Consider the following 12,410-nt stretch of genomic DNA (forward strand, 5'->3'; position numbering starts at 1 on the left):
CGGGCCCCGTCAGCAACCGGCGCGCCTGCTCATCAGCGCCTCGCCACGGGGGCCGTCCTGTTTGTTGGAACCTCAAGCATAGGTCGGGGCCTTGATACATCCCCTGCAAGAACGTATCAAGGCGCAACCGCACCGATCAGCGGTGGTGGAAGTTGGGCTTGCGCTTCTCCACGAAAGCCGCCATCCCCTCTTTCTGGTCCGGCGTGCCGAACAGCGCATGGAACACCCGCCGCTCGAACAGCATGCCCTCGTTCAGGGGCGACTCGTAGGCGCGGTTCACGCACTCCTTGGCCATCATGGCCGCCGGCAGCGGCATGGCGGCGATCACCGTCGCCACCTCGACGGCTTCGTCCAGCAGTTTGTCGGCGGGCACCACGCGCGACACCAGGCCGGCGCGTTCCGCCTCCTCGGCCCCCATCATGCGGCCGGTCAGCACCATGTCCATGGCCTTGGCCTTGCCTACCGCGCGCGGCAGGCGCTGCGTGCCGCCGGCGCCCGGGATGACGCCCAGCTTGATTTCCGGCTGGCCGAACTTGGCCGTGTCCGCGGCCACCAGGATGTCGCACATCATGGCCAATTCGCAGCCGCCGCCCAGCGCATACCCCGCCACGGCGGCGATCACCGGTTTGCGGATGCGCTTCAGGGTCTCCCAGTTGCGCGTGATGTAGTCGGTGCCATACACATCCATGTATGACCAATCCTTCATCGCGCCGATGTCGGCGCCTGCCGCGAACGCCTTTTCGCTGCCGGTGATGACGATGGCGCCGATGGAGGCGTCCTGTTCGAAAGCCAGGAGCGCCCGGCCCAGTTCGTCCATCAAGGCATCGTTCAAGGCGTTCAGGGCCTGGGGCCGGTTCAGCGTCAGCAAACCGACGCGGCCTCGCGTCTCGATCAGAACCAGCGAATCATTCATGGATGTCTCCTGTGGTCAAAATGCGGTGGCGTCCGGGCCCCCGGGCGGCAGGACGGGCGCCGCGACGCCGGTCGTCCCCAAAGTACCGGACCGGACCCACCCATTAGAATGCGCCCATCGACGACGCACTATCGGAATAATGGACCCGCATCCCATAATTTACCGCCTGCAACCCCATGACCCGGCGGGTCATCGCTTCCGTATCGTACTTACGATCGAGGCGCCCGCCCCGGAAGGCCAGTCGCTGGCCCTGCCGGCCTGGATACCCGGCAGTTACCTGATCCGCGATTTTTCGCGGCAAATCGAGACGCTGAAGGCGTATGCCGGGGGCCGTCCCGTCCCCGTGGAAAAGACCGACAACCATACCTGGAAAGCGGCGCCGGCGGCCGGCCCGCTGACCGTCGAATACACGGTGTATGCGTGGGATCTGTCGGTTCGCGGCGCCCACCTGGACGAAACGCACGCCTTCTTCAACGGCACCAGCGTGTTCCTGCGCGTAGAGGGGCAATCCCACCTGCCCTGCCTGGTTGACCTGCAGCCGCCGCCCGCCATCGAGGGATGGAAGGTCTACACCAGCCTGCCCGAGGCGCGCGGCGTCAAGGGCGCCGCGCGGCGCCATGGGTTCGGCCTGTACCGCGCCCCGGACTACGACGCGCTGATCGACCATCCGGTGGAGATGGGCACGCCGCAGGTGGCGCGGTTCTTCGCCCACGGCGCGGAGCATGAGCTGGTTTTCACCGGCGCGATCCCGCGGCTGGACCTGCCTCGCATCGCGCGCGACGTGCAGCGCATTTGCGAAACCCAGATCGCCTTCTTCGAGCCGCAGTCGCGCCGCGCGCCCTTCCTGGACAGCAGCGACCGCTATGTCTTCATGACCATGGTGACCGGCGACGGCTATGGCGGACTGGAACACCGGGCGTCCACGGCGCTGATGGCCGCGCGCAAGGACCTGCCGGTCAAGGGCCAGACCGGCCAGGGGGAAGGCTATCGAACCTTCCTGGGACTGGTCAGCCACGAATACTTCCATACCTGGAACGTCAAGCGCATCAAGCCGGCCGCGTTCGCGCCCTACGACCTGGCCCGGCCGGGACTGACCCGCCTGCTATGGGTCTTCGAGGGCTTCACCTCTTATTACGACGATCTCTTCCTGCTGCGCGCCGGCACGATCACACGCGCGGATTACCTGCGCCTGCTCGGCAAGACCATCACCTCCGTGGCACGAACCCCCGGCCGCGCCAAGCAATCGGTGGCCGAGAGCTCCTTCGATGCCTGGACCCGCTACTACAAGCAGGACGAAAACTCGCCCAACGCCATCGTCAGCTATTACACCAAGGGCGCGCTGGTCGCCCTGGGCCTGGACCTGACCGTGCGCCGCAAGAGCGAAGGCCGCCATTCGCTGGATGACGTCATGCGGCTGATGTGGCGGCGCTATGGCCGCGATTTCTATCGCGGCGCGCCGCACGGCATCCCGGAGGACGCGCTCCCCGCGCTGGTGCGCGAGGCCACCGGGGTGGACGCGCGGGCGTACATCGCGCGCTATGCCGAGGGCCGGGCCGACCCGCCGCTGGCCGAGCTGCTGGCCGAACAGGGGATTACACTGCAATGGAAGCCGGCATCCAACCTGCCCTCGCTCGACGTACGCACCCGCAAGCAGGGCGACGGCGTGGCGCTGGCCAGCGTGCTGGAAGGCGGTGCGGCGCACAAGGGCGGCCTGTCGGCCGGCGACGTGCTGGTGGCCGTCGACGGCCTGCGGGTCGATGCCCCCGCCGGACTCGAAGTGCTGCTATCGCAGTACCGGCCGGGCGAGACCGTCACGGTGCATGTATTCCGGCGCGACGAACTGCGCGCATTCCGCGTGCGGCTGGCCGCCCAGGCGCCCCTGGATTGTGTTTTGACCGCGGCCTGAGCCGACCCATAGATTTCGCCGCTTCGAATCCGGCCGCTTATTCCGCCGCACTGCCTTGCCTGCCATGCCCGCTACGCTCGCCACCCCCGCCACCCGCCCGGACACCGCATCCTTCCGCGAACTTTTCCTGTCCGGCGTACCGCTGCTGGACGTTCGCGCGCCGGTGGAGTTCCACCGCGGCGCCTTCCCCACGGCGGTGAATATCCCCTTGATGAACGACAGCGAGCGGGAACAGGTAGGGATCCGCTACAAGCAGGCGGGCCAGGAGGCCGCCATCGCGCTCGGCACCCGGCTGGTGGCGGGCGAGATCAAGCAGGCGCGGATCCGGCAGTGGGCCGATTTCGCCCGCGCCCATCCGCGGGGCTACCTGTACTGCTTTCGCGGCGGCCTGCGTTCGCGGATCAGCCAGCAATGGCTGCGGCAGGAAGCCGGCATCGACTATCCGCGCGTGACCGGTGGCTACAAGGCCATGCGCGGGTACCTGATGGAGGTCCTGCGCGACGGCGCCTTGGCGCCGGGCCACCTGGTGCTGGGCGGCCTGACGGGCAGCGGCAAGACCGATGTCTTGAGAAACGTGGACAACGCGGTGGACCTGGAAGGCCATGCGAACCACCGCGGCTCGGGTTTCGGCAAGCGGGTCACGCCACAACCCTCGCAGATCGATTTCGAGCATCGGGTGGCCATCGATCTGCTGCGCAAGCAGGCCTGCGGCTGGCAGGCGATGGTATTCGAGGACGAAAGCCGCCTGATCGGCGCCAATGCGCTGCCGCTGGAGCTATTGCAAACCATCCAGACCGCCCCGCTGGTGTGGCTGGAGGCCAGCCAGGAAGACCGCGTCGAACGCATCTTGCGCGAGTATGTGGTCGAGCTGCGCGCGGAATTCGCCGCGCGGCATGGCGCGGCGGGCGATGCGCTGTTCTCCCAGCGGCTGCAGGATAGCCTGACGGCGATTTCCCGCAAGCTGGGCGGGGAACGGTACGCGCGGCTGATGGGCCAGATGCGGGCCGCGCTCGCGCGCCAGCTGGATGGCGGCGATTGCGATGGACATCGTGCCTGGATCCTCGGCCTGCTCAACGAGTACTACGACCCGATGTACGCCTGGCGCATGCAGGAAAAAACGCCGCGCATCGTCTTTCGCGGCGATGCGGGCGCGGTAACGGAATACCTGCGCCAACGGGCCTGCCGCGCCTGATGGAACGCTGGCGCCACCGCGCCGGCCATGCCGCGCGGCGGACAGCGGTCCTCGCGCCAGCCATGGCGACGCGGGTCCGTCATGGGCAGCGCCTTACGGGTCGACGTCCGCGCCTGCGTCCAATACCGGCGAACCCTCGTCCTCGAGAAGCCGCGGTCCCCATGGGTTGTGGCTGCTGTGAACCAGATTGGGGTGGTCCACCGCCAGCTCCAGCAATCGGCCGCGCGAATGGCTGCGCGCCCGCGACGGCGGGACAGCCATTTCACTGGTCCGTACGCGAAGCGAGCGTAGATCGCTGAAAGAACGCCTGGCCCGCAGCACCCCCAGCCGCGTATGGTGGATGTCGTCGTACCGGACGTAGGAAGGCGGCGGATCCGCGTGCCGGAAACTCTCTTCATAGGCGGGCGGTGATGCCTGCCGTGCTCCGCCGGTCTCGATCGTTGCATAGCGGGGCCGCAGCGCGTCGAGCTCCTCGCCGACATCCATTTGCGCGCGCCAGGATGCGGACAGGGTGCGGGGATGCGGACTGAACCGCAGATGCCTGCCCATGCTGACCGTGGGAACGGCCGTGCCGCCTATTCCCAGCACGCCCAGGGCGAGTGACGTCATGCCCAGCATGGCCGACAGCTCGGGCGCCGTCCCATGCACCGCGACGCTGGCGATGCCCGTCGCCACCGCGGCCGCGCCGAAGCCCAGGCCGCCCAGCGCCATGGCCGCCCTGCCGGGCGCCCGGTTGACCGTGTCCATGAACACCGTGGAAAGCCGGCCCGCGCTCGCCCCCGGAATTTCGCGCGACAGCGCCGACGCTTCCCGGATCGCGGGAGCCATGGCTCCGCCCAGTACCCCTGCCGCCAGCCCCCCGAGCGCGATGCCTATGATCGACAAGATGATCCGGCCGCTGGGGTCGCTGTGATTGAGCGGGTCGCCGGCACAATAGGCGTAGGGATTGATGCCGCCCCGGCCGAACGGGCTCAGGCCGTCCGGCCTGGAGAACCGCATCTGTGCGGGAAGGTAATAGCGGTGCCCGTTGCCCAGCGGATACGCCGCCGCGACGCGGTCCCGGCAGGCTCCGGCGAACCCGGATACCGACCGCCGCTCGGAATGGAAAGATGGGGGCATGTCGCGCCTCGTTCGTGCCGGGGCCGCCGCGCCGTGACGGCGGCGCCGGGACCGTGAGCCATCCGCGGCCGCCTCGACGATAGGCAAGGCCGGCGGCGCCTGCCTTTGCGTGCCGGGCGTTATGTTTTGATTTGATGTCCCGCCGGAACCGCATCCCCTGACGGCGGCCCGGCGCCGTCAGGGCGCGCCCTGCTCGATCTCGCGCTGTATGGCCTTGGCGGCCACCACGCCGTCGGCCATGGAGGTCACCACGCAGGGATGCATGCGGTTGGCGACTTCGCCGATGGCATAGACGCCGGGTGCGCTGGTGCGGGCGGTGGCCGGCTCGGTCACGATGTAGCCGCGCCCGTCGCGCTCCAGGTTCAGGCCGTCCGCGAAGCCCGCATGCGGCTCCCAGCCATAGAACACCAGGATCAAGTCATAGCGGCGCCCATTGACGGTGCGGGCGCCAGGGTCGACCACGTAGTCGCCGACGTGCAGGTCCGGCGTGGCGGCCGCCGCCACCAATTGCGGCCGGGCGCGCACCGTACGCGAATACAGGTGCACTTCGCGCGCCCCGCGCCCGCGGACGAAGGCATAGTTCTCGAAGCCGTTATCGCCGCCGCCCAGCACGGCGACCGACCGCCCGCGGTAGTCCTGTTCATGGATCGCCACGCCGGGGCCGACCAGCACGCCGGGCCATTGCCGGCCCGGCTCCGCGCCCGGCAGTCCGCGTGCCCGGACCCCGGAGGCGATCACCAGGAAGCGTCCGTGCACCTGGGATGGCGAACCGTCCGCCGTCTCCAGCATCACGTCCAGCCCCTTGCCGGCGCGCACCACCCGACGGGCGCGGTGCCCGGTCAGGGACGGGACCCGCGCCGCCGCGACGCTTTGCGCGATATTGGCGGCAACCTGCTGGCCCGTCACGCCGGGCAGCACGGCGATCCAGTCGTCCCGGAACGGATTGTCGTTCTCCAGGCCACCCAGGCGCGGCGCGGCCTCGACCAGCAGGGGCGCCAGGCCCAGGCGTGCCAGCCAGATCGCGCAGGAGGCGCCGGCCGGGCCGCCGCCTACAATAATGGCATCCGTTGTATCCCGCATACCGTCCAGGTTTTCGCTCTGATTTTCGGGTTCCGCAGCGATTGTAGCGATAGCGCGGGCGGGCGCGGGCCCGGCGGCGGCCGGCATACAATGCCGCACACGTCACGAATCCGCCGCGGGGCTGGCCGCCCGCGAATGCCGCACATCCTTCGACCATGCCTACTCGCCGCATCATCTTTTCCCGCCTTGCCCTGGACGCCCGCATCGGCATTCTGGAGCACGAGCGCCGCGCCACGCAGCCGCTGCACGTCGACGCCGAGATCGACGTGGACATCACCCGCAGCGTGGACGACCACGATATCCATAGCGTGCTGGACTACCGCGCGCTGCGCGAGGCCATCGTCGCCGAATGCACCCATGCCCACGTCAATCTGCTCGAGACCCTGACCGAGCGCGTGGCCGAGCGCCTGATGGCGGATTTCGAGGATATCCGCGCGGTGCGCATCCGCATCAGCAAGCCCATGGCGTTTTCCGACTGCGCCGCCGTCGGCGTGGAGGTCTATACCTCGCGCTGAGCGGGCCGCCGCGCCGTTCCGCGCGGCCTCACGACTGACTTTCGACCATGAACGCTCCCGACACTTCCGCCTTTCCGGCCGCGCCCGACGCCGCGGGCAGGCCTCCCGCGCCGGGCAACCGGGCCGCCCAGGAAAAAGCCCGCGTGCACGCCAACAAGCTGGCCAAGCGCCTGGCGCGCGAGACGACGCGCGCGATCGCCGACTACAACATGATCGAGGCGGGCGACCGCGTGATGGTCTGCATGTCCGGCGGCAAGGATTCCTACGGCCTGCTCGACATCCTGATGCGCCTGCGCGAGCGCGCGCCCTTCCCCTTCGAGCTGATCGCGGTCAATCTGGACCAGAAGCAACCCGGCTTCCCCGACCATGTCCTGCCGGAATACCTGCGCGGCCTGGGGGTGCCTTTCCATATCGAAACGCAGGACACCTATTCGGTGGTCACCCGCGTGATCCCGGAAGGCAAGACGATGTGTTCGCTGTGCTCGCGGCTGCGGCGCGGCATCCTGTACCGCGTGGCGACGGAGCTGGGCGCTACCAAGATCGCGCTGGGCCACCATCGGGACGACATCCTGGGAACGTTCTTCCTGAACCTGTTCTACGGCGGCAAGATCAAGGCCATGCCGCCCAAGCTGGTCTCGGACGACGGCCGGCACACGGTCATCCGGCCCCTGGCCTACATACCGGAAGCCGACATGGCCGCCTACGCCGAACACAAGGGCTTCCCCATCATCCCGTGCAATCTCTGCGGTTCGCAGGAAAACCTGAAGCGCAAGGAAGTGGGCCGCATGATCCAGGAATGGGACCGCAAGCATCCCGGCCGGGCGTGGAATGTCTTCAATGCGCTGGCCAACGTGGTGCCGTCCCACTTGATGGACCGGCAGCTGTTCGACTTTGCCGGGCTGCGCCCCACCGGCCTGGCCGACGCCAACGGCGACACGGCCTTCGACCAGGAAGATCCCGAAGCTTCCGGCGCCTGCGGCGACGCCGGCGAACCGGCCGGCGAAAGCCGGCGCGAACACGCGCTCAGTTTCGTCCGCTTCGAATAGCACGGGGCGGCACGGCGCCCCGGTTCCGCCTCAGGCCGAGCCCGTCCAGGTCGGGCCCGGCACATGGATGTCGAACAGCTCCAGCACGCGGGACACGGTCTGGTCGACCATTTCCTCGATGGAAGCGGGCTTGAAATAGAAGGCCGGCAAGGGCGGAAAAACGATCCCGCCCATTTCCGTGACCGCCGTCATGTTGCGCAAGTGCGCCAGGTTATAGGGCGTCTCGCGCACCATCATGACCAAACGGCGGCGTTCCTTCAGCGTGACATCGGCCGCCCGGGTGATGAGATTGTCCGACAGCCCGTGGGCCACCGCGGCCAGCGTGCGCATGGAGCACGGCACGATCACCATGCCCGATGTCGCGAACGCCCCGCTGGCCAGCGTGGCGCCGACGTCGCGCACGCTGTAGACATGATCCGCCAGGGACTGCACCTGCGCCCGGCTCATGTCCAGCTCGTGCTTGATGTTCAGCACGCCGGCGGCCGATACGACCAGATGCGTTTCCACATCGGCCACATCGCGCAAGGCCTGCAGCATCCGTATCGCGTAGAGCGACCCCGTCGCGCCCGTCACGCCGACGACCAGCCGGCGAACGGCCAGCTTCATGCAGTGGCCCCGACGCCATCCAGCAGCGTCTTCAGCTCGCCGCTTTCATGCATCTGGCCCATGATGTCGGAGCCGCCCACGAATTCGCCGCCCACGTACAGCTGGGGGATGGTGGGCCAATTGGAGAATTCCTTGATGCCCTGGCGGACCTCGTCGTCCTCCAGGACGTTGACGGTGACCAGTTTCTTCACGCCACAGCTCTTCAGCAGCTGGATGGCCTTGCCCGAGAAGCCGCATTGCGGGAACTGCGCCGTGCCTTTCATGAAAAGCACGACCGGGTGCTGGGTCACGGTCTCGCGGATGAATTCTTGAACGTCGCTCATGATGCACTCACAAAGAGCCGCCGCGATGGCGGTTGATTCTTTCAATTATAGGTATCCGCCGGTATTTCACAGATACCCGCCAGTAATCCTTTCTATGCCGGCCAGGTCGCGCCGGCTATCCACGCCGCGCAGGCCGGCCTGGGTCAGCAGATCGCGTACCGCCGGCGCCTGGTCCCAGCCGTGCTCCACCCACAGTACCCCACCCGGCTTCAGGTGGGCGGGCGCCCCGGCGACGATGGCGCGCAGGGCCTCCAGGCCGTCCGCGTCGTCCGTCAAGGCCAGGCGCGGCTCGAAACGCAGGTCGCCCTGTTCCAGATGGGGATCCCGCGCCGGGATATAAGGGGGGTTGGACACGATCACGTCGAATTTCTGGCCGGCCGTCAGGGCGCCGTACCAGTTGCCCGGCGCGAAATGCAGGTGGGCGCCCAGGCTGATGGCGTTCTCCGCCGCCACCTTCAGGGCCTTCAGGCTGCGGTCCGTGGCCAGGACCGCGGCGTCCGGACGCGCCAGGGCGATAGAGATCGCTATCGCGCCGCTGCCCGTTCCCAGGTCCAGCACCGATACCGATTCGAAACCGGCCAGCCACTCCAGCGCGGCCTCCACCAGCAGCTCGGTTTCAGGGCGCGGGATCAGCACGTCCGGCGTGACCTTGAAGGTGCGGCCCATGAATTCGCGGCCGCCCACCAGGTAGGCCATGGGCTCGCCGGCGGCGCGGCGGGCCGCCAGCACCGTAAAGGCGCGCACGGCGGCCGGCGGCAAGGGATCCGTGTCGTGCGCCAGGATCCATGCGCGCGGCTTTTCCAGCACATGCTCCAGCAGCATGCGGGCCTCCAGCCGCGGCAGGCCCGACGCGAACAGGATGTCCTTGGCGCAGGCCACTCAGACCTCTTCGCCCAGGGCCGCCAATTGTTCGGCCTGGTGTTCGGCGATCAGCGCGCCGGTGAGTTCGTCCAGGTCGCCTTCCATGATTTGCTGCAGTTTGTACAGCGTCAGGTTGATGCGATGGTCGGTCAGGCGGCCCTGGGGGAAGTTGTAGGTACGGATGCGCTCGGAACGGTCGCCGCTGCCCACCAGGCTCTTGCGCTCGGCCGCTTCCTTGCTCTGCCTTTCCCGCTGCTGCTTGTCCTTGAGCCGCGCGGCCAGCACCTGCATGGCCTTGTCCTTGTTGCGGTGCTGGGAACGGTCGTCCTGGCACTCCACCACCAGCCCGGTCGGGATATGCGTGATACGCACCGCCGAATCGGTCTTGTTGATGTGCTGCCCGCCCGCGCCACTGGCGCGGAAGGTATCGACGCGCAGGTCCGCCGGGTTGATGACGATCTCGCTGGCCGCATCGGCCTCGGGCATGACGGCCACCGTGCACGCCGAGGTATGGATGCGGCCCTGGGCCTCGGTGGCGGGCACGCGCTGCACGCGATGCGCGCCGGATTCGAACTTCAGCCTGCCGTAGACGCCATCGCCCTCTATGCGGACGATCACTTCCTTGTACCCGCCCAGCTCGGAGGGGCTTTCCGACATCAATTCCACCCGCCAGCCCTGGCGTTCGGCGTAGCGCGAGTACATGCGCAGCAGGTCGCCGGAAAACAGCGCGCTCTCGTCGCCGCCCGTGCCCGCGCGGATTTCCAGGAATACGCTGCGGCCGTCGTCCGGATCGCGCGGCAGCAAGAGGCGCTGCAGGACGCCGTCCAGTTCCTCCAGCTTGCCCTTGGCGGCCTTGATTTCCTCTTCCGCCAGGCTCTTCATGTCCGGGTCGCCAAGCATGTCCTGCGCCGTGGCCAGGTCGTCCTCGGCGCCGCGGTATGAGGCGAAGGCCGACACCACGGGCTCGACCTCCGCACGCTCGCGCGACAGCTTGCGGAAGCGGTCCATATCCGCGGCGGTATCGGGCTCGGCCAGCAGGGCGTCCACCTCGACCAGGCGTCGGGACAATTGCTCCAGCCGGTCACGCATGGAAGATTTCATAGGTACTCAAGGGGAAAAAGGGAACGGGCGGACACCAGGGGCGCCTGGACCGCGCACGGCGCGGCATGGGCAGAGGCGGGAGATCGCCGCTAACGCCGGGTATCGCGGCCGGGGAACAGGCGGGGCACCATGGCCAGCAACTGCTCGCGGTCGGCGCCTTCGCTGCGATTGAGCGCGGCCATGGGGCCGTGCAGGTATTTCTGGGTCAGGCCATGCGCCAACTGTTCGAGCACGGCTTCCGGCGATTCGCCGCGCGCCAGCAGGCGCCGGGCGCGGTCCAGTTCGGCCGCGCGGATGGCGTCCGCCCCCTGTTGCAGTTCCTGTACCACCGGCACGATGGCCCGCGTCGCCATCCATTGCATGAAATTGCGGACGCGGGTTTCGATAATGGCCTCGGCCTGGACCATCGCGGCGCGGCGGGCATCGGTGCCGCTTTGCACGAGCCGGCCCAGATCGTCCACGGAATACAGATAGACGTCGTCCAGGCGGCCGACTTCCGGCTCGATATCCCGCGGCACGGCCAGGTCGATCATGACCATGGGGCGATGGCGGCGCTGCCGGGTGGCGCGCTCCACCATCCCCAGGCCGAGGATGGGCAGCGAACTGGCCGTACAGGACACGATGACATCGAACTCGTGCAGGCGCTCGGTCAGGTCGGCAAGACGCATGGTGCCGGCGGCGAAACGGCCCGCCAGCGTTTCGGCGCGTTCGACCGTGCGGTTGGCCACCACCATTTCGCGCGGCCGCTGGGCCGCGAAATGGGTGGCGCACAACTCGATCATTTCTCCCGCGCCGATGAACAGCGTGCGGGCTTCGCCGAGATTGCCGAATACCCGCTCGGCCAGGCGGACCGCGGCGGCCGCCATGGAAACCGAGTGCGCGCCGATTTCGGTCGTGGACCGCACTTCCTTGGCCACGGAGAACGTGCGCTGGAACAGCTGGTGCAGCAAGGTGCCCAAGGAGCCGGCCTCGTCGGCGGCGCGCACGGCGTCCTTCATTTGTCCCAGGATCTGCGGCTCGCCCAGCACCATGGAATCCAGTCCGCTGGCGACGCGGAAGGCATGGCGCACCGCGCCGTCCTGCTGGTGCTGGTAAAGATGGGGGCGCAGATCCACGGCCTGGACCTGGTTGACGTCCGCCAGCCAGGCCGGCAGATGCTCGGCCACCTGCGGTTCGGCCGCGCAATAGACTTCCGTGCGATTACAGGTGGACAGGATGGCGGCTTCCCGCACCGCGCCGCCGAAGGTGGCCCGCAGGCCGTCCAGCGCCGGGCGCAGCAGATCGACAGGCATGGACACGCGCTCGCGCACCGAAACGGGCGCGGAGGTATGGTTCAAGCCAAAAGTAAGAACGTCGACCGCCATGTGCCATCGCCTGCGCCTGATCGCAGGGCCGGGTAAGGGAACAGCCGGCGGGGGTCGCGAGAGACCGCCGGGGGCTGGAATGCGTGGGATTATAGCGCTCTGCTACCGACCGGTACGGCTGCTGAGCACGACTCCGGAAATTTGTGTATAGTAGCGGGCTCGCGTCGGCCTGGTAGCTCAGTTGGTAGAGCAGAGGATTGAAAATCCTTGTGTCGGTGGTTCGATTCCGCCCCAGGCCACCAAGAATTCGATGCCCAGCTTGAAAAGGCTGGGCATTTTTCATTTTTGTTTGCGCCGTTTGTTGGGGCAATTTCGCTCGGGCGGCTGCGCTCGGGCGGTTTTCCGCGCGCGTCTTGTCCAGGCTTTCTTGTTCAGGCCTGTTGT

At 67.9% G+C, this 12,410-nt stretch carries 12 protein-coding genes and 1 tRNA gene; 5 read left to right on the forward strand and 8 right to left on the reverse strand.

What is annotated here, in order from left to right; translation table 11 throughout:
- Nucleotides 1–136: 136 nt before the first annotated feature.
- Nucleotides 137–913 (reverse strand): enoyl-CoA hydratase, encoded by a 777-nt coding sequence (locus BAU06_RS23680; protein ID WP_066356397.1) that lies wholly within the window; start codon nt 911–913, stop codon nt 137–139.
- Between the two features lie 139 nt (nt 914–1,052).
- On the opposite strand from BAU06_RS23680, the gene BAU06_RS23685 reads away from it, so the two are divergent.
- Both BAU06_RS23685 and mnmH read left to right on the forward strand, forming a co-directional pair.
- Entirely contained in the window at nt 1,053–2,819 is a 1,767-nt protein-coding gene (locus BAU06_RS23685; RefSeq protein ID WP_066356398.1) for a M61 family metallopeptidase, read from the forward strand.
- 64 nt (nt 2,820–2,883) lie between these two features.
- Nucleotides 2,884–4,011: a tRNA 2-selenouridine(34) synthase MnmH gene (gene mnmH / locus BAU06_RS23690; protein ID WP_066359660.1), complete on the forward strand. Its 1,128-nt coding sequence runs from the start codon at nt 2,884–2,886 to the stop codon at nt 4,009–4,011.
- A 93-nt stretch (nt 4,012–4,104) separates the two neighbouring features.
- Here mnmH and BAU06_RS23695 read toward each other — a convergent pair whose 3' ends face one another.
- Together BAU06_RS23695 and BAU06_RS23700 are read right to left on the reverse strand one after the other, a co-directional pair.
- A complete protein-coding gene (locus BAU06_RS23695; protein WP_066356400.1) occupies nt 4,105–5,130 on the reverse strand; it encodes an RHS repeat-associated core domain-containing protein in 1,026 nt (341 codons plus the stop codon).
- A gap of 177 nt (nt 5,131–5,307) precedes the next feature.
- Nucleotides 5,308–6,210 carry an NAD(P)/FAD-dependent oxidoreductase gene (locus BAU06_RS23700; protein ID WP_066359665.1) on the reverse strand — a complete coding sequence of 301 codons (903 nt, stop codon included), beginning with the start codon at nt 6,208–6,210 and terminating at the stop codon, nt 5,308–5,310.
- 155 nt (nt 6,211–6,365) lie between these two features.
- Here BAU06_RS23700 and folB point away from each other — a divergent pair, with 155 nt between their 5' ends.
- Both folB and ttcA read left to right on the forward strand, forming a co-directional pair.
- A complete protein-coding gene (gene folB, locus BAU06_RS23705) occupies nt 6,366–6,725 on the forward strand; it encodes a dihydroneopterin aldolase (protein ID WP_066356405.1) in 360 nt (119 codons plus the stop codon).
- Between the two features lie 47 nt (nt 6,726–6,772).
- Nucleotides 6,773–7,771, forward strand: coding sequence for a tRNA 2-thiocytidine(32) synthetase TtcA (ttcA, locus tag BAU06_RS23710; RefSeq protein WP_082993800.1), 999 nt, complete (start codon nt 6,773–6,775; stop codon nt 7,769–7,771).
- A 30-nt stretch (nt 7,772–7,801) separates the two neighbouring features.
- On the opposite strand, the gene BAU06_RS23715 is transcribed toward ttcA, so the two are convergent.
- From BAU06_RS23715 to hemA, 5 genes are all read right to left on the reverse strand, one after another.
- Nucleotides 7,802–8,377, reverse strand: a complete 576-nt coding sequence (locus tag BAU06_RS23715; protein WP_066356408.1) for a UbiX family flavin prenyltransferase — start codon at nt 8,375–8,377, stop codon at nt 7,802–7,804.
- Complete coding sequence (gene grxD, locus BAU06_RS23720; protein WP_066356410.1) at nt 8,374–8,700, reverse strand: Grx4 family monothiol glutaredoxin; 327 nt, start codon at nt 8,698–8,700, stop codon at nt 8,374–8,376. Before grxD ends, BAU06_RS23715 begins: the two co-directional genes overlap by 4 nt.
- Nucleotides 8,701–8,766: 66 nt before the next feature.
- Nucleotides 8,767–9,579, reverse strand: coding sequence for a peptide chain release factor N(5)-glutamine methyltransferase (gene prmC / locus BAU06_RS23725; protein ID WP_156770318.1), 813 nt, complete (start codon nt 9,577–9,579; stop codon nt 8,767–8,769).
- Nucleotides 9,580–10,662: a peptide chain release factor 1 gene (gene prfA / locus BAU06_RS23730; protein ID WP_066356414.1), complete on the reverse strand. Its 1,083-nt coding sequence runs from the start codon at nt 10,660–10,662 to the stop codon at nt 9,580–9,582. It lies immediately after the preceding gene.
- Between the two features lie 89 nt (nt 10,663–10,751).
- Entirely contained in the window at nt 10,752–12,026 is a 1,275-nt protein-coding gene (gene hemA, locus BAU06_RS23735) for a glutamyl-tRNA reductase (RefSeq protein ID WP_066356418.1), read from the reverse strand.
- A gap of 166 nt (nt 12,027–12,192) precedes the next feature.
- Between hemA and BAU06_RS23740 the strand changes: the two genes are divergently transcribed.
- A tRNA-Phe gene (locus BAU06_RS23740) sits at nt 12,193–12,268 on the forward strand.
- The last annotated feature ends 142 nt before the right edge of the window (nt 12,269–12,410 follow it).

Source organism: Bordetella bronchialis (genome assembly GCF_001676705.1).
In the GTDB taxonomy this organism is placed as follows: Bacteria; Pseudomonadota; Gammaproteobacteria; order Burkholderiales; family Burkholderiaceae_B; genus Bordetella_C; species Bordetella_C bronchialis.

What these genes read in the sequence shown, in the direction of transcription:
- BAU06_RS23680 (WP_066356397.1), bottom strand. Translation starts at nt 913, where the DNA reads ATGAATGATTCGCTGGTTCTGATCGAGACGCGAGGCCGCGTCGGTTTG.
- BAU06_RS23685 (WP_066356398.1), top strand. Translation starts at nt 1,053, where the DNA reads ATGGACCCGCATCCCATAATTTACCGCCTGCAACCCCATGACCCGGCG.
- mnmH (WP_066359660.1), top strand. Translation starts at nt 2,884, where the DNA reads ATGCCCGCTACGCTCGCCACCCCCGCCACCCGCCCGGACACCGCATCC.
- BAU06_RS23695 (WP_066356400.1), bottom strand. Translation starts at nt 5,130, where the DNA reads ATGCCCCCATCTTTCCATTCCGAGCGGCGGTCGGTATCCGGGTTCGCC.
- BAU06_RS23700 (WP_066359665.1), bottom strand. Translation starts at nt 6,210, where the DNA reads ATGCGGGATACAACGGATGCCATTATTGTAGGCGGCGGCCCGGCCGGC.
- folB (WP_066356405.1), top strand. Translation starts at nt 6,366, where the DNA reads ATGCCTACTCGCCGCATCATCTTTTCCCGCCTTGCCCTGGACGCCCGC.
- ttcA (WP_082993800.1), top strand. Translation starts at nt 6,773, where the DNA reads ATGAACGCTCCCGACACTTCCGCCTTTCCGGCCGCGCCCGACGCCGCG.
- BAU06_RS23715 (WP_066356408.1), bottom strand. Translation starts at nt 8,377, where the DNA reads ATGAAGCTGGCCGTTCGCCGGCTGGTCGTCGGCGTGACGGGCGCGACG.
- grxD (WP_066356410.1), bottom strand. Translation starts at nt 8,700, where the DNA reads ATGAGCGACGTTCAAGAATTCATCCGCGAGACCGTGACCCAGCACCCG.
- prfA (WP_066356414.1), bottom strand. Translation starts at nt 10,662, where the DNA reads ATGAAATCTTCCATGCGTGACCGGCTGGAGCAATTGTCCCGACGCCTG.
- hemA (WP_066356418.1), bottom strand. Translation starts at nt 12,026, where the DNA reads ATGGCGGTCGACGTTCTTACTTTTGGCTTGAACCATACCTCCGCGCCC.